At 68.9% G+C, this 18,393-nt stretch carries 21 protein-coding genes and 1 pseudogene; 4 read left to right on the top strand and 18 right to left on the bottom strand.

Going from position 1 to position 18,393, the window contains the following annotated elements:
• The first annotated feature begins 116 nt into the window (after positions 1-116).
• Entirely contained in the window at positions 117-803 is a 687-nt protein-coding gene (locus LWC35_RS00760; protein ID WP_232867884.1) for a DUF899 family protein, read from the top strand.
• Between the two features lie 105 nt (positions 804-908).
• On the opposite strand, the gene LWC35_RS00755 is transcribed toward LWC35_RS00760, so the two are convergent.
• Both LWC35_RS00755 and LWC35_RS00750 read right to left on the bottom strand, forming a co-directional pair.
• The gene (locus LWC35_RS00755) at positions 909-2,336 is read right to left on the bottom strand and encodes a M14 family zinc carboxypeptidase (protein ID WP_232867883.1); all 1,428 of its coding nucleotides are present in this window, start codon (positions 2,334-2,336) and stop codon (positions 909-911) included.
• A gap of 1 nt (position 2,337) precedes the next feature.
• A complete protein-coding gene (locus tag LWC35_RS00750; protein WP_232867882.1) occupies positions 2,338-2,661 on the bottom strand; it encodes a hypothetical protein in 324 nt (107 codons plus the stop codon).
• Between the two features lie 827 nt (positions 2,662-3,488).
• Between LWC35_RS00750 and LWC35_RS00740 the strand changes: the two genes are divergently transcribed.
• On the top strand, positions 3,489-3,767 hold the full coding sequence (locus LWC35_RS00740; protein WP_232867880.1) for a GlsB/YeaQ/YmgE family stress response membrane protein: 279 nt from the start codon (positions 3,489-3,491) through the stop codon (positions 3,765-3,767).
• A gap of 194 nt (positions 3,768-3,961) precedes the next feature.
• Here the strand turns inward: LWC35_RS00740 and LWC35_RS00735 are convergent, their stop codons facing one another.
• From LWC35_RS00735 to LWC35_RS00725, 3 genes are all read right to left on the bottom strand, one after another.
• Complete coding sequence (locus tag LWC35_RS00735) at positions 3,962-4,381, bottom strand: DoxX family protein (RefSeq protein ID WP_232867879.1); 420 nt, start codon at positions 4,379-4,381, stop codon at positions 3,962-3,964.
• A gap of 60 nt (positions 4,382-4,441) precedes the next feature.
• Complete coding sequence (locus LWC35_RS00730; RefSeq protein ID WP_232867878.1) at positions 4,442-4,651, bottom strand: hypothetical protein; 210 nt, start codon at positions 4,649-4,651, stop codon at positions 4,442-4,444.
• A gap of 203 nt (positions 4,652-4,854) precedes the next feature.
• Positions 4,855-5,346 (bottom strand): cupin domain-containing protein, encoded by a 492-nt coding sequence (locus LWC35_RS00725; RefSeq protein WP_232867877.1) that lies wholly within the window; start codon positions 5,344-5,346, stop codon positions 4,855-4,857.
• Positions 5,347-5,404: 58 nt separating this feature from the next.
• On the opposite strand from LWC35_RS00725, the gene LWC35_RS00720 reads away from it, so the two are divergent.
• Positions 5,405-6,064: a TetR/AcrR family transcriptional regulator gene (locus tag LWC35_RS00720; protein WP_232867876.1), complete on the top strand. Its 660-nt coding sequence runs from the start codon at positions 5,405-5,407 to the stop codon at positions 6,062-6,064.
• A 138-nt stretch (positions 6,065-6,202) separates the two neighbouring features.
• Here the strand turns inward: LWC35_RS00720 and LWC35_RS00715 are convergent, their stop codons facing one another.
• The 7 genes and pseudogenes from LWC35_RS00715 to LWC35_RS00690 all read right to left on the bottom strand — a co-directional run bounded on the left by LWC35_RS00715 (position 6,203) and on the right by LWC35_RS00690 (position 11,726).
• A complete protein-coding gene (locus LWC35_RS00715) occupies positions 6,203-6,751 on the bottom strand; it encodes an SDR family oxidoreductase (protein ID WP_308194424.1) in 549 nt (182 codons plus the stop codon).
• Positions 6,666-6,848: pseudogene (locus tag LWC35_RS40030) on the bottom strand (SDR family NAD(P)-dependent oxidoreductase); the annotation flags it as partial. The gene LWC35_RS00715 and the pseudogene LWC35_RS40030, both read right to left, overlap by 86 nt.
• Before the next feature lie 97 nt (positions 6,849-6,945).
• Positions 6,946-7,425 carry an enoyl-CoA hydratase/isomerase family protein gene (locus tag LWC35_RS00710; RefSeq protein ID WP_232867875.1) on the bottom strand — a complete coding sequence of 160 codons (480 nt, stop codon included), beginning with the start codon at positions 7,423-7,425 and terminating at the stop codon, positions 6,946-6,948.
• Positions 7,422-7,670, bottom strand: coding sequence for an MDR/zinc-dependent alcohol dehydrogenase-like family protein (locus tag LWC35_RS00705; RefSeq protein ID WP_232867874.1), 249 nt, complete (start codon positions 7,668-7,670; stop codon positions 7,422-7,424). Before LWC35_RS00705 ends, LWC35_RS00710 begins: the two co-directional genes overlap by 4 nt.
• A 33-nt stretch (positions 7,671-7,703) precedes the next feature.
• Positions 7,704-9,617 (bottom strand): propionyl-CoA synthetase, encoded by a 1,914-nt coding sequence (locus LWC35_RS00700; protein WP_232867873.1) that lies wholly within the window; start codon positions 9,615-9,617, stop codon positions 7,704-7,706.
• A 205-nt stretch (positions 9,618-9,822) separates the two neighbouring features.
• On the bottom strand, positions 9,823-10,953 hold the full coding sequence (locus LWC35_RS00695) for an LLM class flavin-dependent oxidoreductase (RefSeq protein WP_232867872.1): 1,131 nt from the start codon (positions 10,951-10,953) through the stop codon (positions 9,823-9,825).
• 44 nt (positions 10,954-10,997) lie between these two features.
• Entirely contained in the window at positions 10,998-11,726 is a 729-nt protein-coding gene (locus LWC35_RS00690; RefSeq protein WP_232867871.1) for a type 1 glutamine amidotransferase domain-containing protein, read from the bottom strand.
• Between the two features lie 266 nt (positions 11,727-11,992).
• Between LWC35_RS00690 and LWC35_RS00685 the strand changes: the two genes are divergently transcribed.
• Positions 11,993-13,333, top strand: coding sequence for an alpha-hydroxy acid oxidase (locus LWC35_RS00685; RefSeq protein WP_232867870.1), 1,341 nt, complete (start codon positions 11,993-11,995; stop codon positions 13,331-13,333).
• 297 nt (positions 13,334-13,630) lie between these two features.
• On the opposite strand, the gene LWC35_RS00680 is transcribed toward LWC35_RS00685, so the two are convergent.
• From LWC35_RS00680 to LWC35_RS00655, 6 genes are all read right to left on the bottom strand, one after another.
• Positions 13,631-14,521, bottom strand: a complete 891-nt coding sequence (locus LWC35_RS00680; protein WP_232867869.1) for a TIGR03620 family F420-dependent LLM class oxidoreductase — start codon at positions 14,519-14,521, stop codon at positions 13,631-13,633.
• A gap of 103 nt (positions 14,522-14,624) precedes the next feature.
• Entirely contained in the window at positions 14,625-15,602 is a 978-nt protein-coding gene (locus tag LWC35_RS00675) for a zinc-binding dehydrogenase (protein ID WP_232867868.1), read from the bottom strand.
• 256 nt (positions 15,603-15,858) lie between these two features.
• On the bottom strand, positions 15,859-16,380 hold the full coding sequence (locus LWC35_RS00670) for a VOC family protein (RefSeq protein ID WP_232867867.1): 522 nt from the start codon (positions 16,378-16,380) through the stop codon (positions 15,859-15,861).
• A gap of 118 nt (positions 16,381-16,498) precedes the next feature.
• Positions 16,499-16,822, bottom strand: coding sequence for a carboxymuconolactone decarboxylase family protein (locus LWC35_RS00665; protein ID WP_232867866.1), 324 nt, complete (start codon positions 16,820-16,822; stop codon positions 16,499-16,501).
• Between the two features lie 20 nt (positions 16,823-16,842).
• On the bottom strand, positions 16,843-17,259 hold the full coding sequence (locus LWC35_RS00660) for a PPOX class F420-dependent oxidoreductase (RefSeq protein WP_232867865.1): 417 nt from the start codon (positions 17,257-17,259) through the stop codon (positions 16,843-16,845).
• Positions 17,260-17,415: 156 nt separating this feature from the next.
• Positions 17,416-18,315: a fumarylacetoacetate hydrolase family protein gene (locus tag LWC35_RS00655; protein ID WP_232867864.1), complete on the bottom strand. Its 900-nt coding sequence runs from the start codon at positions 18,313-18,315 to the stop codon at positions 17,416-17,418.
• Positions 18,316-18,393: the final 78 nt, after the last annotated feature.

Here is an 18,393-nt window from a genome sequence, read left to right as displayed (position 1 = left end):
TGCTGCCGGTCCCATGCCTAGCACCGCCGCCCGGTGCGGCGACAGGCCCCGCGACCGATGACTTCGGCGTGCCCGGCCGGTCTGCCCGTCGAGAACCTGGTCTCAGAGGAGGAGCTATGACCGCGTCCGCACTGCCGCCCGTCGTCGACACCGCGACCTGGGAGAAGGAGCTCGCCGCGCTGCGCGTGCGCGAGAAGGCCGCGACCCGGGAGCTCGACGCCATCGCCGCCCAACGCCGGCGGCTGCCGATGGTCGAGATGCCCGACTACGTCCTGGAGGGCGAGGACGGCCCGGTTCGGCTCGTCGACGTCTTCGGCGACGCCCCGCAGCTGATCGTCTACAACCACATGTGGCACGACGGCGAGGAGTGGCAGTGCGGCGGCTGCACCGGCTTCACCTCGCAGTTCACCCGCCTCGAGGGTCTGACCAAGTTCGACGCCCGCTTCGTCGTCGTCACCCAGGGTCCGATCGACGAGGCCCTCGCCTACCGGCGCCGGGTGGGCAACACCATGACCTGGTACTCGACGGCGAACAGCACGTTCGGCTCGGACGTCGGCGCCCCGCCCGGCGGCGGCTTCGCGGTCAACGTGTTCCTGCGCGACGGCGACACCGTCTACCGGACCTGGCACACCGACGGCCGCGGCACCGAGCAGCTGAGCTACCTGTTCGCCCTGGTCGACCTCCTGCCGTACGGCCGGCAGGAGGTGTGGCAGGACTCCCCGGAGGGCTGGCCGCAGGGTCCGACCTACAGCCGCTGGGCCGGACCGGAGGAGATCGCAGCGGCCTACGGCCCCGGCGCGTGAGTGTGCTCGGGTCGGGTGCGGCCGGAGAACGCCCGCGCTGGGTCGTGGCCTGATCGTCCTCGGGGTTGCCCGCCGGCACGGGTGGAAGGTGTCGAGGACCGTGGCTCAGCCGAGCTCCTTCAGCAGACTCCCCGACAGCTCGATGACCTTCTCGAGCGCGACCCGCTGCCTCTCGACCGCACCGGAGCTCTGCAACTCCGGCACGGCGAGGTACTCGCCGACCCGCGTGAGCAGGTCTTGCAGGCGTGGGTCCGGCGGCTTGACGAACACCGGTCTGTTGTTCACCAGTACCCAGCCCGGGCCACCGTCGATGATGCCGCTGAGGACCCAGAAGTCCGGCCGGAACTCCGGCGCCACGACGTGCGGGTCGAACGGGAGGTACACCGGGGGCCGGACCGCCTGGACGCAGAACGCGACCATCCCGGCGCTGACGTCCAGGACGATCTTCTCCATCTCCTCCCAGGGCGGATGGAAGTCCTCCCCGGGTGGATGGAACCCGCCGGCCAGACCGAACTCGATCGTGAAGCCGAGCACCTTCGTCGCCCAACCGTCGACGATGTGCCGGGAGTAGGCGTAGTCGTCCACCGTGCCCGAGGTCGGATAGGTCATCTCACCGGAGCCCGGCACAGTGAGATAGAACGCCTGCTTACCCGTGTAGTCCTGGCCCCGAACGCCGCTCACTGCGCCGGTGACGGCCGAGACGACCTCGCGCATGCGCCGCTCGTCGTCGGGATCGATGTACTCGCCATAACGGCTCACGTCGTCCGTACCACGCTGCTGGTCGAACCGACGGTTGTGGAAGTTCATCTCGGGCCGCGAGTTCTGGTTGGGCGCGTCACCCCAGCTGTACAGCACGTCGCCGCCGTAGCTGTGGATGTCGAGAAGCCATTCGATCTGCGGGAACTCGTCGAGCAGCCAGATGACGTTGCGGGTCTCGGGCTCCGACTTCGGAGCGGATCCGTAGTAGGTCTCCTTCGACGGCTGCGAGCTTCCCAACGACGAGGCGTCCAGGACGGACGGGGAGAAATGGTCGTGGACGGACCAGAGGAAGGGGAAGTTGCGGTTGATGTCCGTGCCGATGGCCGACACCTCGGGATCAATGTTCGGCGCGCGGTTCTTGCGCCACAGACTTTGCCGCGAACCCGGAGCCCCCTGCTGGCTGAAGTTGCGTCCGTCCGGGTTGACGCAGGCGACGACGAAGACGTCCACGTTCTCGACGATCGCCCTGATCTGATCCGCGTCGAACGCCGTCTTGCCATAGCGCAGCCCGGTTCCCGCCGTGTACTTCTCCAGCAGGTCGGCGGCGAAGTTGACCGCGCACTCCGATCCGCCCCACTCCCGCGCGTGCGCGGCCGCCGTGAAGAGCACGCCCGTCCGGTAGCCCGCGTCGCGCTTGCGCATGCGCAGTGCATGGCACGTCCGGCCCTCGTGCGTGCGATTCGGCAACTCGAGGAGCTCGCACAGGTCCGGGTACGTGTTCGCGAGCCCCTTCAGAGCGGACTCGACCTCGTCGACGTTGTAGTAGGCGGCCATCTCAGACCGCCTCGCCAAGGCCACGGGGCGCGATCCGACCGCCGTCGAACCGATCGCCGACCCCGACCTCGGCGCGCCCGGCCGACCCGAGAGCCCTCAGGTTCTGCGCGGCCTCGACGACGAGCGTGGGATCGGAGTTCAGCCCGGAGAGCGCGTCCTCGTCGACGTAGACCTCGATCTCGATGCTCTCCCCGACCCAACGCGGCCGGGGGCGGCAGCCTGGATCGACCCCCTCCGTCGCCAGCAGCCGCTGCAAGGCGGCCGGATCGGCGGACCGAACCCGAACGTGGAACACCGCAGTGTCGTTCGCGCTGAGGTCGGCCATACCCCGTGGTCGTTCACGGCACGGACAGCGTTAACTCGGAGTCGGGTCCCCCTCGACCAGACGCCGGGCCCGATTACCTTTGATCCGGCGGCCGTGCGCAATGCCTTCAGGCCGCGCGCCATGACGACAAAGGTTCTCGCCACGTCCGCAGTGCCAGCGAGATCGCCGCCGCCATGGCGGCTGTGACGGTGTCGACTGCTGCTCCCGGAGAACGAAAAACTTCTCTGTGACGACGTTCTCCGGGACGGCTACAGGCACAAGGAATGGCTCACCATCACAACGACGCGACACGTCCGCAGTGCTCCAACGAATTCGTCGAGCAGATCTTCTCCCAGGGCCCGACCGGGAACGCGGCGAAGGCCAGCAGCTCCGGCTCGGCCTCGATCAACGCCTGACAGATCGTCTCTGCTGCCGTGCAGACGCGGTCCTCCGGCCTGGTCTGCCGGCAGCCCGAAGAACGGCGACTCCTGCAGCGCGGCCTCTCCGTCGGCGAAGCGGTGTGCTCTCGGGGTGGGGTTGGACTCGTTCGACACTTCTCTCCCTCGACGGCGGGGACGGCGAGATGCCGCCTCCGTGCAGGCCTGCAGCTGCCCCGGCGGACCCCGGACCCATCGGCTCGAGTCGACCGAGATCTCGTCCCGTGCTCCGTCCGGTCGCGCGCAGGAGTACCGAACGACGGCCTGCAGGCACCCTCGATCCGCGAAGCGCGCAGGCGCGCGACCGGCCCCGGAAGTCGAGTTCACGATCCTCTCGGCCCAGTGCCCGCTGGGTTGCCAGCCCTCGGAACGGGGTACCTGCGCGCATCCGCATGACTCGAAGGAGGAGCAATGACCATCACCGGCATCATCTCGGCGATCATCGTCGGACTCATCATCGGTGCTCTGGGACGACTCGTCGTACCCGGCCGCCAGCCGATCCCGATCTGGCTCACCCTGATCATCGGCATCGTCGCCGCCTTCATCGGCGGCTTCATCGCCAGCGCCCTGGGCTACGGCAATGCGAACGGCGGGATCCCTTGGATACTCATCCTCATCCAGGTCATCGTCGCGGCGATTCTGGTGGTGATCACCGCCAATCTCTACGGCCGCCGCGGTGTTCGGAGGTAGCGGGCTCCCCACGCGCCACGCCCGTAGACGGTTCCCGGGGGCAGTACGGCAGGCCGCCGAGTTCAGGTGAAGGAGCTCGCGCTCGCCCGCGAGCTCGCGGACCACACTCTGCCGAGTACGCAGCACCTCGTCGTACACGGTGCCAGCGCACGGGCGCGTTCCGGACCACACGCCGGCGCGCCGGCATCGTGGCCTCAGCCGGCTCGGCGACGCAGCAGCGCGGTCAGCCGGCGGGTGCTGTCGCGACGACCCCAGGCCAATACCGCGGCCAGGACACCGACGGTTGCGGGGAACGCGACGAGGGCGCCGCCCCCCGTGATCCAGGTGATCGTCACCGCGCCGATCATCAGGCCGACGAAGCACAGTGCGGCCAGCCCGGTCAGGCGGGGGACGAACATCGCGATCGCGCCGGCCAGTTCCAAGGCGCCGATCAGATACATGCCGGTGGCGCCCAGGCCCATGGCCTCGAAGCCGGCGACGTTCTGCGCGTCGGCACTGAGCTTCCCGAACGCGGAGAAGGCGTAGACCGCGGCAAGGAGCACCTGCAGCGTCCAGAGGCCGACATTCGCGGCGCGCGAGTGGGTAGCGGTGGCGGTGGCGGTGATCTCGGTCATCGAAGGGCTCCAGCCGTCGTGGGGTGTGCTCGGGGTGTAGACGCCTCGGGCGGGCGGAACTCATCGGCACCCACCGTCGGCCAGCCACGAGATGCACTCCAGTCGACGAGCGGTGGGGCGGGAGGCGGCCAGGGGCCGGTCGCGGCCCTCGTCGGTGAAACCGGGGTGCGCGAGCAGACCGAGCGCCACCGCGCTGCCTTCCGTGCTGCAGGGCGTGATCGCCAAGACCGGCAACGACGTCGGCGAGATGCGCACTGCCCTCACCGCCATGCACCCGATCGCAGGCTCGCCGAGCCGTCCGACATCGGCCGGGCGATCGTCTACCTTGCCTCCGGCGAGTCCACTTTCGTCACGGGACCGAACTCCTCGGGCGACATGGGCAACTCCGACACCGTCAGATGCCGATCAGGGCAAGAACGGCACCACTGGGACGCATTTCGTGGCCGAGACCGTGGCCAAGGAGCGACTCGAGGTCAGTGGCTGGGTGGTGGTCCGAGGAGCTCGACGCCGTGTCGTGCGGCGGTGTGGCCGAGAGCGACGGGATCGATCGGTTCCGGGTCGGGCAGACGTCGCTGCGCGGCCGGTCGGCCGGCCTCGGCGGCGAAGTCCTCGAAGCCGGCAGGAGAGGTGATCTGGAGAGCCCGCAGCGGCTCGTCGAGGCCGACCAGGAAGGTGTGCGGACGGTTGACCGGGAGCAGGACGAAGTCACCGGGACCGGCCTCGACGGTCTGCTCGCCGCACCGGAACTGTGCATGTCCATCGAGGATGTAGAACGCCTCGTCCTCGACCAGGTGGCGGTGCAGAGGCGGGGCGAACCCAGGAGGGTTGAGGAACTCCACGACCGTTAACGCGCCGCGGGTCCGGGAACCCGTCGCCTTGATGACGGCGAGGTTGCCCAGGAACCACAGGGCTTCCCCTTCGCCGGAGCGCAGCACGTAGGGCTGGACAGGGGTCGAGGCAGACAAGGCGATCCACACTTTCGCTAGACGCTGTCTATCGGATAGACGTCAGTATGCTTCTTCGGTGCCCGATGTCAACGGCAGCCGACGGACCTATCACTCACCGGTACGCGCCGAGGCGGCCCGGCGAACGCGGCAAGCGATCGTCGCCGCGGCCGCCGAGCTGTTCGTCGAGCGCGGCTACGGTGCGGCCTCGCTGCGTGACGTGGCCCGTGTCGCCGGCGTTGCCCGGCCAACGGTCGCGGCAGCGTTCGGCTCCAAGCCCGCGCTGCTGCGTCAGGTCCTCGACGAAGCCCTCGCCGGCGACGACGAACCCGTACCGGTCGCGCAGCGACCGTGGTTCGCCCCGGTGTGGCAGGCGACCGACCCGGGAGCTGTCCTCGACGCCTACGCAGAGGTATGCACCCTGATCGGTCGCAGGGCGGCTCGGATCTTCGAGGTGGTGCACCAGGGCGCCGGTGACGCCGCCGAGGTCGGCGGGCTCTGGACCATGCTGACCCGCAACCGACGAGCCGGCGCCGAGATGGTGGCCAGACACACCGCCGAAACCGGACCCCTACGACCGGGCCTCGCGATGGACCAGGCGATCGACCACCTGTGGATCCTCAACAACCCTGCCCACTACGCCGATCTCGTCCTCGAACGCCATTGGCCCGAACACGACTTCCGGCAATGGCTCGCCCACCAGATGCGCGCTGGACTGCTCGGCCCAGACCATCTCTGAGTCGGATCTTCGCCTGCGAGAGACGGGCCCCGGAGCTGCCTCTTCCGTGAGTCGCCTTGGGGAATGTCTTCCCCGTTCTGGCGTGGGTTGCTGCGCTCGGCTTCTTGGCGATCCTCGCCGAGGTTGCCCGCAAGCTGATCAGGCCAGGCGCTCGCCCCCGTCCATCACCAGGGTCTCGCCCGTCACCCACGCGGCGTCGTCGGAGACGAGGTAGGCCACCGCCGTGGCGACCTCCTCGACCGTGCCGAGGCGTCCGAGCAGGGTGTTCGCGCCCGCGGCCGCCTCCCGGCCCTCCCACAGCGACCGGGACAGGGCGGTCCGCACGACCCCCGGCGCGACGGCGTTCACCCGCACCCCCGGCGCGAGCTCGACGGCCAACTGCTGGGTCAGGTGGACCAGCGCGGCCTTGGACGCACCGTAGACGCCGAGACCGGGCGGGTTGACGGAGGCGCCGACCGACGCGATGTTCACCACGACGCCGCCCTGGTCCCGCATCCACGCCCGCCACGCCAGCCCCGCCCACAGCGCCGGCGCCCACCCACAGGTTGACCTCGAGCGTCGTGAGGAACCGGGCGCGGTCCTGGTCCAGGATCGGGCCGTGGGCCGGGTTCGTCCCCGCGTTGTTGACGAGGACGTCCAGCGACCCGAACGCGTCCACGGCGAACGCGACACAGGCCTCGGCTGCATCGGGCTCGGCGGCGTGGGCACCGAACCCACGCACCCGCTCCGAGCCCAGGGAGTCCGCGGCCACCTCGGCCGTCTCCTCCCGCCGGCTTGTGAGCACCACCGAGGCGCCCCGGTGAGCAGGGTCCGGGCGATCGCCAGGCCGATGCCGCGCGATCCCCCGGTGACGACGGCGGTGCGGCCGTCGAGGGTTCCCATCAGCGCTTCCCCGTGGTCTGTTCGAGGTAGCGGGCGGTCCAGCCGTCGTCGACGCGGCGGCACCACATCTCCAGCGCGGACTGTGGGAACGCCACCCCGACCGTCAGCTCCGGTGCTTCGAAGCGACCGCGCCCGTCGGCCATCAGCACCCGCTCCGCGGCTGCGGCCAGTACGGCGCCCCCGGTGATCGCATGCTCGTTGACCGCCGCGACGACCGGGACGTTCAGCGCGAAGACCGCGGTGATCAGCTCGTCCAGGGCGGGGAGGAACTCGCGGACGTACGCCGTACCCCCATCCAGCAGCCGCCGGAGGTCGACGCCCGCTGAGAAGGCACGGCCGGCGCCCGTCAGAACAACCGGCCCGGTCACCATGGAGAGCTCGGCCGTGAGTGCGCGGCACAGCTCCAGGTCCATGGCGCTGACCGGGCCGTGCTCGATCGTCAGGACGGTGACCGCCCCGCGCTGCTCGCGGGCGATCATCGGGCCGGGTCCAGGACGATCTTGCCGACGCCGCCGGTGCGGTCGGCGAGCATGGCGTAGGCGGCGGGCCCCTCGGAGAGCCCCAGCCGGTGGGTGATCAGCCGGTCCGGCGCGAGCCGACCCGCCGTGGCGAGCGAGATCAGGGCGGGCAGCTCGCGCTGCGCCGAGCAGAGGCCGATCGCGAACTGCAGCTCCTTGGTCTGCGCCGCCTCCATCCGGAACGGGAAGGCGCCGTTGCGGCTCACCCCGATCACGCTGACCCGTCCCGCCCGCCGCGCTCATCGCCGCTCGCTACTGGCGTTGGTGGCTCTCACCAACACCGGGCGGAGAGTGTCGAGGACGTCGGTGCCTTCGATGGTGGAGGGCACGGGTTCGTTGGTGCCGTCGGCGATGCCGCGCATGGTTTTGCGGAGGATTTTCCCGGAGCGGGTTTTGGGCAGTGCCGCCACGATCGCGACGTCTTTGAGGGCGGCGACGGCGCCGACCTGGTCGCGCACCATCTGCACCAGCTCGGCGCGCAGCGTGTCCTCATAGCCCTCGGCGGAGGCGTCCACGCCGGCTTTGAGGACCACGAACCCGCGCGGGATCTGGCCCTTGAGTTGGTCGGCGACGCCGATGACCGCGCACTCGGCCACGTCCGGGTGGCTGGCCAGGACCTCCTCCATCCCACCGGTGGACAGCCGGTGCCCGGCGACGTTGATGACGTCGTCGGTGCGGCCCATCACGAACACGTACCCGTCGTCGTCGATCCGGCCGCCGTCGCCGGTGAGGTAGTAGCCCTCGAAGGCCGACATGTAGGACTTGACGAACCGCTCGTCGTCGTTCCACAGCGTCGGGAACGCCCCGGGCGGGAGCGGCAGCTTGGCGACGATCGCGCCGTCCTGCCCGGCCGGCACGGGCTTGCCGTCGGTGTCGAGGACCTGGATGTCCCAGCCCGGCAGCGGCCGGGTCGGCGAGCCCGGCTTGATCGGCAGCAGCTCGATCCCGGCCGGGTTGGCCACGATCGGCCAGCCGGTCTCGGTCTGCCACCAGTGGTCGATCACCGGGATCTCGAGCAGTGCCGAGGCCCAGCGGTAGGTCTCCGGGTCCAGGCGCTCCCCGGCCAGGAACAGGTACTTCAGCGAGGACAGGTCGTACTTGCGGGCGTACTCGCCGTTCGGGTCCTCCTTCTTCAGCGCCCGAAACGCCGTCGGCGCGGTGAACATCGACCGCACCCCGTACTCGGCCATCACCCGCCAGAACTGCCCGGCGTCCGGGGTGCCGACCGGCTTGCCCTCGTAGAGCACGGTCGTCGCGCCCGCCAGCAGTGGGGCGTAGACGATGTAGGAGTGCCCGACCACCCAGCCCACGTCCGACGCGGTGAAGATCGTCTGCCCGGCCGAGACGTCGTAGACGTTGGGCATGGACCACGCCAGTGCGGTGGCGTAGCCGCCGCCATCACGCACCACGCCCTTGGGTTTGCCGGTCGTGCCCGAGGTGTAGAGGATGTAGAGCGGGTCGGTCGAGGGCACCGGCACCGGATCGGCCGGGGACGCGGTCGCCACCGCGTCGGCCCAGTCCACGTCGGTGTCCCCCATGGCGGCCTGGGCCTGCGGGCGCTGCAGGATCACCTGGCGCTCGGGCTTGTGCGCCGACAGCTCGATCGCGCGGTCCAGCAGTGGCTTGTACGCGATGACCCGGGAGCCCTCGATCCCACACGAGGCCGAGACCACGACCTTCGGGGCGGCGTCGTCGATGCGGACTGCGAGCTCCTTGGCCGCGAACCCGCCGAACACCACCGAATGCACCGCGCCCAGCCGGGCGCAGGCCAGCATCGCGACCACCGCCTCCGGCACCATCGGCATGTAGACCACCACCCGGTCCCCACGGCCCACCCCCAGCCCGCGCAGCACCCCGGCGAAGGTGGCGACCTCGTCGCGCAGCCGCGCGTAGGTGTAGGTCCGCTTGGCGTCGGTGACCGGCGAGTCGTAGACCAACGCCGCCTGCTCACCCCGCCCCGCCTCGACATGGCGATCCAACGCATTGTGCGCCACGTTGAGCTCCCCGTCCGGGAACCACCGATAAAACGGCGGATTCGACTCATCCAGAGCCCGCGTCGGCGCCCGGTGCCAATCCAACGCCCCCGCCGCCCGCAACCAGAACCCCTCCCGGTCCTCCACACTGGCCCGGAAAACGTCCTCGTATTCAGCCATGGCCCTTCCCGTTCCCGCCCTTCTCGTTCCAGGAGGTGGTGCGTCGTTCGATCTCGAGCGCTCTGATGGGCTCGCTGGTCGGGCCGGGGAGGATGGGCGCGCGGTCGCGCAGGCCCGTTGCGCGCCCATCCGGCGGGAGCGGACGTATCGCGTCTCCCGGTCAGCCCTGTGAGGCTTGTTCCGGCGCCGCTCAGGGTCCGATGGCTCAGCCGAGATGGCCGGCGTAGGGCTTGCGGAGCCCGGCCTGCTCAAGCTTGGGCAGCACGTCGGTGGTGAAGCGGTCCAGCCCGTCGAGGTAGTCCACCCAGCTCAGCGCGACTCCGTCGAGGCCGATCTCGGAGAGCGCGGCGAGACGCTCGGCGATGTCGTCGGCCGTGCCGACCAGCGGGAATCCGCCGTAGCCGGCCTTGAGGTGCACCAGGAACGAGTTCCACGCGTCCTTGGGCATGATCTCGCTGCTCAGCCCGAGGAATCGTGCCGCGGTCTCACCGGCGCTGTCGTCGCCGTGCTCGGCCGCGAAGTACTGCAGGTAGCGCTCGGCCTCTTCCTTCGTGTCGCGCTGCACGACGTAGGCCGTGGTCCAGAGGCGGACATCGCGGCCCTTGGCCGCGGCGCGCTCCTTCTGTTCCTCGATCTGGCGACGACCGATCTCGAGGTCGTCGTGGTTGGTCAGGAGCATGTAGCCGATGTCGCAGTTGTCTGCGATGAATTTGCGGCCGGCCTCCGAACCGCCGGCGTTCATCAGCGGCGGGTGCGGCGAGCGGACGGGCTTGGGCAGCGAGTAGCCGCCCTCGAGGGTGAAGAAGCGGCCCTTGTAGTCGAACTCTCCGGGGGTCGTCCACAGCTGCTGCACGATCTCGTACCACTCCGTGGCATACGCGTAGCGCTCGTCGTGGTCGAGGAACTCGCCGCCGAACATGGAGAACTCGGGCTGGAACCACCCGTTGACCACGTTGAGGCAGCTACGGCCGCCGCTGATGTGATCGATCGTGGCGACTGCCTTGGCCGCGACGACCGGGTGCGTCGACTGCACGTGCGAGGTGGTCACCAGCGTGATGCGCTCGGTGGCCTCGGCAAGACCGGCCGCCCAGGTGTAGGTCTCGAAGTTACGGCCGTTGAACTCGTTGTCCCCGATCCCCTTCCAGCGCGCGACCGGAACCAGCGCCTCGAACCCCGCCCGGTCGGCGGTGACAGCGATCTTCTTCGTCGCATCCCAGGTCAGGTGGAACGCGTCGTCGACCAGCGTCATCGAGCATCCGTGGTCGCAGTTCGGACCGAAGATGCCGAGCTTCAGCGTGTTGTCGCCGAAGAGCGCATTCGTCTCCGGTGGGGTCATTTCTGTCTCCTCTACGATGAGATGACTTGCGATGGGCGGGTCGGCTAGGCCTTTTCCCGCGTGCGTTCCTGCGCCACCGAGATCAATGTGGCTGCATACTCCGGGACATCGACCGGATAGCGTCCGGTGACGAACTGGCCGTCGACCACCACGAGCGGCTTCTCGAACGACTCACCGCGGACGATCTCTCCCGATGCTCCGACGGCGCGCCGCACCTCGTCCTCGGTGTAGAGCCGGTAGGTGCGGTACCGCCGTCCCACCCGGTACCAGGTCGTCCGCAGCGCCCAGCTCTCCAACGGCTTGGTCAGCGTCGTGACCCGGCGCCCGTAGAGGATGCTGCGCCCCGTCGTCGGATCGATCGCACGGGCCGGAACAAGCACGCCGTGGCAGATCGCTCCGATGGTCTTTCCCGCCGCGGCGAACTTCGCCACGGTCCGCTGCAGACCCCGGTGATCGAGATACTGCTTCATGCCTTTGGAGTGGCCCCCGGACAAATGCATGGCGTCGAAGTCGTCGACTGCGATCTCGTCGTAGCGAATCGGCTTCAGAAAGGCCGGGTCGGCCTGCATCCGCCGATACGCAGCCACTGCCTCCGGCCCGGCCGGCAACGTGTACCGCCAACCGGTACCGAGCAGGAAGGGGTCGCATTCTCCGACGTCGCCGTGCTCGGTCGCGAAAGCCACCTCAAATCCCGCGTCGACGAACGCCGCCCAGGACACGGCGGACTCGGTCGTGTCGAAGTCACGATCCGGAAGAGGTAGGACGATCCTCATGACTGCTCCTCTCATAGCGCCTGCCGCCGGCGAAGCTCTCCGGTGATGCTCGCCTGCCCGATCGCCCGAGGTCGGAGGCAACTGCGAGGGCGGGACACGGCGCGCCTCAGGTCCGCCCTTGCGGCCAACCGACCGGCGGACCGGACGCTGAGGTAGAGGCAGTCTGCATGCTGCATGCAGCACTGTCAAGGAGTAGCCGGCGACGGCGTTGACGCTTCTGCATGCAGCATGCAGACTGCCTGGAGTCGAGAGAAGGGATCTCGCACATGACTCTCAGCAACCGGGCCACGGACCACGGCGGTTCGTCGGGCATCCCCGGCGAGCGCACGAACGGCTACCACGACCTTCCGCCGGTCGCGCTGCATCCGACGGCCATCGCTCAGCTCGATTCGTCCACCGTCCGCCGCCGGGTACCGCGCTGGTCGGAGTTCGCGCCACTGCTCAAGCCACGCCCGGTACTCCTTGACGGGCGCCGGCGCCGCGCCGCTGCGGCCGCGTCCGTGGAGGACCTGCGGCGGACCGCCCGTCGGCGCACTCCGCGGGCCGTGTTCGACTACGTGGACGGGGGTGCCGAGCGTGAGGTGTCGCTGCGGCGCTCCCGCGAGGCGTTCGACACGGTCGAGTTCCGGCCGAGCGTGCTGCGCGATGTCAGCGCGATCGACACCAGCGCGACCGTGCTGGGCGCCTCGACCAGCGCGCCTCTGGTGCTCGGCCCGACCGGGTTCACCCGCATGCTTCACCACGAGGGCGAGATCGCCGTTGGGCGGGCGGCTCGACGTGCCCGGCTGCCCTACGCGCTGTCGACCATGGGTACTACCTCGCCGGAGGATCTGGCCGCGGCGGCTCCGGGTGCCGACCACTGGTTCCAGCTGTACCTGTGGCGCGACCGCGACCGGACGCACGAGCTGATCAGCCGCGCCCGCGCCGCCGGCTTGGGCACCCTCGTGCTCACCGTCGACACCCCGGTCCCCGGGGCTCGGCTCAGGGATGTCCGCAACGGCATGACCATCCCGCCCACCTTGACCCTGCGCACGTTCCTCGACGGTGCGGTCCGGCCCTGGTGGTGGTTCAACATGCTGACCACGCCGCCGCTGGAGTTCGCGGCGTTGTCCTCGTTCGCCGGCACCGTGGCCGAGCTCGGCAGCCTCATGTTCGACCCGTCCGCCACCGTGCGTGACGTTCACTGGCTGCGTGAGATCTGGCCGGGCAAGCTCGTCGTGAAAGGCCTGGCCAGGGTCGAGGACGCGCTTTCGGTTGTCGACGCCGGCGTGGATGCCGTCGTTCTGAGCAACCACGGCGGTCGCCAGCTCGACCGGGCTCCCACCCCCCTCGAGCAGCTGCCCGCCGTGGTGAAGGCCCTCGACGGGCGGGCAGAGGTCTACGTCGACGGTGGTGTCATGTCCGGCGCCGACATCGTCGCCGCGGTCTGCCTGGGCGCCACCGCAGTCTTGATCGGGCGAGCCTATCTCTACGGGCTGATGGCGGCCGGGGAGAGGGGAGTCGACCGGGTCCTGGAGATCCTCCGCAGCGATGTCCGACGCACCATGCAACTGCTCGGGGCCACGACCGTCGACGAGCTCACCGCGGATCGGGTGCGCTTCCGATAGCGCGGAGGTCGCCTTGCACTCGGAATGCGGCCCGCAGGTCGTGCTGGTTGTCGAGGTGCCGGGCGGGCCCCCCTCCCCCGGGACTCGGCACGAGGCACCAAGAGCCCGCCGCGAGCGACTCTCGCTGCCCGCGGCGGGCTCGACCATGACGGCGGAGGCCCGGCGCGACAGCCAGGCAGGCCTTGTGGACCTCGCAGAAACACAGGGAGAGCCCTCGCTGCTGCTCTGAGAGCGGCCTCCGCCGACTGTCGACGCGGTCCGCGCGTTGGAGATCGGCCACCGGCGAGGACCAGGCAGTTACGGGACGAGAAGTGCCTCGGCCAGCTGCCACCAGTGCGGCAAAGCTGATTCGCCAGGCTGCACGCCGATGACCTGTATGCCGATATGGTCAGCCCCGGCGTCGAGGTGGCCTCGCAACTTGTCGACGATGGTGTCGAGGTCGCCCCAGAACACCAGGTCGTCCACGAGCCGGTCGCTTCCGCGGCCGCCGTCGATGTCGGCCTCGGTGTAGCCGAGACGCCGGAACTTGGCCACGTTGTACTTGCTGGTCAAATAGCCGTGGAGGTGCTCACGTGCGATCTCGCGGGCCCGAGCGGGGTCGGTCACGAACAGCACCGGGTGCTCCACGGCGAGCAGCGGGTCAGGGCCCAGCACCTCACGCGCGCGCGCCGTGTGCGCCACGGTCACGTGGTAGGTGTGAGCCCCGGCGGCACGGTTGCGCGCCAACTCGAGCATCTGCGGCCCATAGGCGGCGAGCAGCCGGCGCATCGGGGCCCTCGGAACAGGGTTGACGCTCCGTGCCCCGTCCATCTCGTCCAGGTAGGTGCGCATCGCCTGCAACGGCGTCGCGCTGAGGTGGTCATTCTTGCTGCCGCCGAAGCCGAGCCCAAGGACGTGGCGACCCGGGTAGGCGTCGGCCAGCAGCAGAGCGGCACCCCGAGTCCAGTACGCCCCCCGCGACCAGATCTGTGCAATGCCGTTGACGACGACCATGCGCTCCGTGCTGGACAGCAGGAAGCCGGCATGAGTCAGGGCCTCACGCCCGAGCAGCTCCGGGATCCAGACCGTGCCCCAACCGAGCTCTTCGAGTTCCTGCACGGAATCACGCACCATGCCGGCCGACTGGTATTCGAAGTCGAACGTCCAGATCCCGAACGAGCCCAACTCGAGGCCTGCAATTGCCCCCATCGCGCCTCCCGGCAAAGCAGTGACAAGAAATATGGCTTTGAACGATCCGCTTGGGGACTGCCGGGAATGTACCGGAAAGGAGTGCCCCCCCCCCCCGTCGGCCTCAGATCCGGAGGACGACCTTGCCGAACCCGGCACCGGACTCCAGGAATCGGTGTGCGTCGGCTGCCTCGTCCAAACCGAACTCGGCTGCGATCGGTGGCGGGGCCAGCTTCCCATGTTCGACAAACTGGAGTAGCCCCGCGAAGTCCGCCGGACTTCCCATCGTCGTACCCAGCAGGTCGTACTGGCCGAAGAAGAACCGGCGCACGTCGATGTTCGCGCGTTCGGCCTGAGCCGCGCCCAGCACCACGAGCCGACCACCGGCTCGCACCGCCTCCAAGGCGTGCGCCCACCGTCCGACCGGGTCGAGCACGACGTCGAATCCGGCTCCCCTGGGGGAGAGTCTTCGCGCTGCCGCCGGCCAGCCGGGATCGCGGTAGTCCACCCCGGCAGCGGCACCCAGCCTGCACGCCGCCTCGATCTTCTTCTCAGAAGAGGACGTAACGCAGACGTGGCAGCCAGCCGCGACGGCCAGGTTCACCGCCATTGTTGCCACGCCGCCGCCCGCCCCGAGCACCAGCAGCGATTCCCCCTTCTGAAGGCGAGCCCGGGTGAACAGCGCTCGGTATGCGGTCAGCCCCACCAGCGGCAGAGCCGCCGCCTGGGCCCAGTCCCACCCAGCCGGCTTCGGCGCAACGCAGTCAGCCGGGACGCGGACGTACTCCGCGTATGTGCCCGGCACATGGTCACCAAGGATCTGCCAGTCGGCACCGGGCGCCCGTTCGTCGGACCCCCACCACAGCGACGGAAGGATCACCACCTCCGCGCCATCGTCGACTCGCACACCCGCCCCGTCGCTGCCGATCACGTGTGGAAGTGGGGACGCGAACCGGCCTTGTCGGACCAGGACGTCGTGCGGGTTCAGCGCGGCAGCGTGCAACCGCACCACCACCGACCCTGCCTGCGGCTCGGGATCGGGAACCTCACCCGCCGCCAGCTGGGCCGCATCCCCATAGCCGCGGAGTACCGCTGCTCGCATTGCTCTCGCTCCTCCAGGTGCCCACCGGTCGATCCCCATCGGGCTCTAGCCGCGGTCCGCCGAACAAAATCGCGATCAGCGTGGGAAGAAGGCCGAGGCACCAGGGCCAGGAAGCCTCGATTGCGCGGAAGATCCTTCACCATCGCCGCAGTTACTTGTTCGCCCCAGCGATTCGAACCGCAAGAACCCGCAAGGTGGATTTCGCAGGCGAGATCGCGCGAGCCGTTCGCGATCGGGTCGTTGTGGAGCGTGCGAGCTACTTTGAACTGGGCTCCGGCGTCCACTTACGGAAAGTGGTCACAGCGTGGTAAGCCTGCAGGGAGGAATACGTGACGAGCTCAATGGTGCTCCCCCACGGCGTCTTGGCGTACAGGAACTGGCACCCCTCGCCCGCTTCGGCTCCCGGCAGATCATGCGCCCCGCCCCCCAGGATCCGAGCACCGGCCCTTTCCAGCTTCTCTGATGCCGCGGCGATGTCGTCTACAAAGATCGCGACATGCTGATAGCCCAGGTCGCAGGGCAGGGCGGCTGCCTGTTGCCCCGCTGTCGAGTAGTCGAAAAGTTCGATATTCGGACCATTGCCGAGTCGCAATACCCGAATCGACTGGATCGTTGTCCCCTCGGGCACTCCGAGCCCCTCCTCGATCCATTCTCCACCAATCGGTGAATCGATAATGTCGTACATGTAGATGGCGTCGAAGGCGTTCACGAAGAACTCGGTTGCTTGCTTGATATCTGGGACGGTGATTCCGATGTGCTCGATCCCGCGAATGCTCATATCTGGCTCTCCAATCGAAGGGTTACTCGGGTCGGCTCGCTGGGGGGTTTCCCGCTCCGCCGAACATGCGCTGCTCGTCAATGACCTCGACTGGGCGAGGTCCCGCGAGCGCGCACCGCTACGGCGTCTGCTCGAGAAGAATCGTCCGGAGCCGGTTCAGTGCTGTGACTGAGTTTGGCCATCCCGTGTAGAAGGCGAGATGGGTGATCAGTTCGACGAGCTCATCGAGAGTCACGCCGTTCTGCAGTGCCGTCCGCAGGTGTAGGTCGAGTTCATCACGTCGGTAGAGCGCGACGAGTGCAGCGACCGTGACCAGGCTGCGGTCGCGCTTGTCGAGGTCAGGCCGTTCCCAGATCTGGTCGTAGAGGATGTCGTCGGTGAGGGCAGCGAGTGTCGGGGCGATGTCGCCGATACTCGACCGGCCAGGACCATCATTGGACATAGCGCTCCTTCAGGCAGCGATCAGCCGATCCAGGGGCCTACGCCGGCGATCCGGCGAATCGTCGTGCGGATCGTGAACCCCGCCGGCCGGCCTTCTGGCACCGGGTAGTCGAAGTCCGGGGCCACGTAGCGCAGTGCGAGTCGGGGGACGAGCTCGGGAGCACCACCTTCGAGGATTTCGGCGGTGCCGTAGAGGACAAGGTTGGGGTGCATCCCATTCGGCATGGGCTCCGGCGCCGTGAAGGAGTACGCAACCCGGGGGTCGCGGCGAATGTTCCTGATCTTCCGGTATTCGCCGAAATGGCCGGAGATCAGGTCGTCGCCGTCTACGTCGACCCAGATGTTGCTGACCTGCGGCCCGCCGTCGGGGTTGATCGTGACCATGTGAGCGATCGCGCCGCTGAGAATGAGTTCGCGTGCCGATTCAGGGAGCTGCATGACGTTCCTTCGAGTGCTCGTGATGTCTTCTGTGAGGATCCTTGCGCGATGGGTGAGTGCCGAGAAGTAGGGGGTGGGGCAGAATGCGAAAAGATCGAGACACTCGGGGGTCCCGGGCGGCCCTGACTCGGGGGCGCACCAGCGCGGAACGACCGCTTATTCGGACGGCTGCCGGGATGTGGGAGTTGGGGAGTTGACGAAGGTCTGGTGCAGTTCGCCGATGCCTTCGGCCCAGCTGTCGAGCCGCGAGCCGCACTCGACGAAGCGCGGCGGCGTACACCCCATCCCGACACCGGCCGGCGTGCCGGTGAAGATCACGTCACCCGGCCAGAGGGTGACGATCCGCGACAAGCGGGCCACCAGCGCGGAGACGGGGAAGATGAGCTGGCGGGTACGTGCCTTCTGCACCTCAGCTCCGTCGAGTCGGCAGCCGATCTCAACGTCGTCCGGGTCGGAGAGCTCGTCCGGCGTCACCAGCCACGGGCCCTGCGGCGAGAAGCCGGCAAAGGACTTGGCGAGTGAGAACTGCGGAGCCGGGCCGAGGAACTGTGAGCCTCGGTCCGAGAGGTCCTGGCCAAGCGTGAGGCCGGCAACGTGTGACCAGGCCTCAGCCTCGCTCACGGCGGAGGCGCGACGACCGATGACGGCGACGAGCTCGACCTCCCAGTCGATCTGCCCACCCGCGGGCAGTTCGACCACGCTGTCGGGGCCGGTGAAACTCGAAACGTACTTGGTGAAGGTTGGCGGCAGATCCGCCGGCACTTCGAAACCCGACTCGGCGGCGTGTTGATCATAGTTGAGCCCGATCGCGAAGACCTGCGACGGCGACGGCGACGGCGGTCCCAGCAGGGCGCGATCGATCGGAATCCCGAGCCTCGCCGCAGCGTCGGGGTCGAGGTCGCCGCCCCAGCGCTGTACCTGGTCCCACTGGTCATACAGCTCGTCGAAACTGGAGCTGAAGCGGCCGCCGGACGCCACGCTGATCTCGATCGCCCGCTCGGTCCCCGGGCTCCCCGCCACCAGGCAGGCCCGACCGGACAGATTGGCAATGCGCATGAGGGGCCCTCCTGTTGGGGTTCGCGCTGGCGCGTTTGGTTTCATGGCCGGCCCGGGCTGATGGCGCAGGGCCGGCAG

The sequence above is a fragment of the Pseudonocardia kujensis genome (assembly GCF_021283305.1).
GTDB classification, from domain to species: Bacteria; Actinomycetota; Actinomycetes; order Mycobacteriales; family Pseudonocardiaceae; genus Pseudonocardia; species Pseudonocardia kujensis.
This window is presented reverse-complemented; position numbering and strand designations above follow the sequence as displayed.

Coding starts and splice junctions, on each gene's coding strand:
- LWC35_RS00760 (WP_232867884.1), top strand. CDS start 117: ATGACCGCGTCCGCACTGCCGCCCGTCGTCGACACCGCGACCTGGGAG.
- LWC35_RS00755 (WP_232867883.1), bottom strand. CDS start 2,336: ATGGCCGCCTACTACAACGTCGACGAGGTCGAGTCCGCTCTGAAGGGG.
- LWC35_RS00750 (WP_232867882.1), bottom strand. CDS start 2,661: ATGGCCGACCTCAGCGCGAACGACACTGCGGTGTTCCACGTTCGGGTT.
- LWC35_RS00740 (WP_232867880.1), top strand. CDS start 3,489: ATGACCATCACCGGCATCATCTCGGCGATCATCGTCGGACTCATCATC.
- LWC35_RS00735 (WP_232867879.1), bottom strand. CDS start 4,381: ATGACCGAGATCACCGCCACCGCCACCGCTACCCACTCGCGCGCCGCG.
- LWC35_RS00730 (WP_232867878.1), bottom strand. CDS start 4,651: ATGGCGGTGAGGGCAGTGCGCATCTCGCCGACGTCGTTGCCGGTCTTG.
- LWC35_RS00715 (WP_308194424.1), bottom strand. CDS start 6,751: ATGCAGCCGAGGCCTGTGTCGCGTTCGCCGTGGACGCGTTCGGGTCGC.
- LWC35_RS00710 (WP_232867875.1), bottom strand. CDS start 7,425: ATGATCGCCCGCGAGCAGCGCGGGGCGGTCACCGTCCTGACGATCGAG.
- LWC35_RS00700 (WP_232867873.1), bottom strand. CDS start 9,617: ATGGCTGAATACGAGGACGTTTTCCGGGCCAGTGTGGAGGACCGGGAG.
- LWC35_RS00695 (WP_232867872.1), bottom strand. CDS start 10,953: ATGACCCCACCGGAGACGAATGCGCTCTTCGGCGACAACACGCTGAAG.
- LWC35_RS00690 (WP_232867871.1), bottom strand. CDS start 11,726: ATGAGGATCGTCCTACCTCTTCCGGATCGTGACTTCGACACGACCGAG.
- LWC35_RS00685 (WP_232867870.1), top strand. CDS start 11,993: ATGACTCTCAGCAACCGGGCCACGGACCACGGCGGTTCGTCGGGCATC.
- LWC35_RS00680 (WP_232867869.1), bottom strand. CDS start 14,521: ATGGGGGCAATTGCAGGCCTCGAGTTGGGCTCGTTCGGGATCTGGACG.
- LWC35_RS00675 (WP_232867868.1), bottom strand. CDS start 15,602: ATGCGAGCAGCGGTACTCCGCGGCTATGGGGATGCGGCCCAGCTGGCG.
- LWC35_RS00670 (WP_232867867.1), bottom strand. CDS start 16,380: ATGAGCATTCGCGGGATCGAGCACATCGGAATCACCGTCCCAGATATC.
- LWC35_RS00665 (WP_232867866.1), bottom strand. CDS start 16,822: ATGTCCAATGATGGTCCTGGCCGGTCGAGTATCGGCGACATCGCCCCG.
- LWC35_RS00660 (WP_232867865.1), bottom strand. CDS start 17,259: ATGCAGCTCCCTGAATCGGCACGCGAACTCATTCTCAGCGGCGCGATC.
- LWC35_RS00655 (WP_232867864.1), bottom strand. CDS start 18,315: ATGCGCATTGCCAATCTGTCCGGTCGGGCCTGCCTGGTGGCGGGGAGC.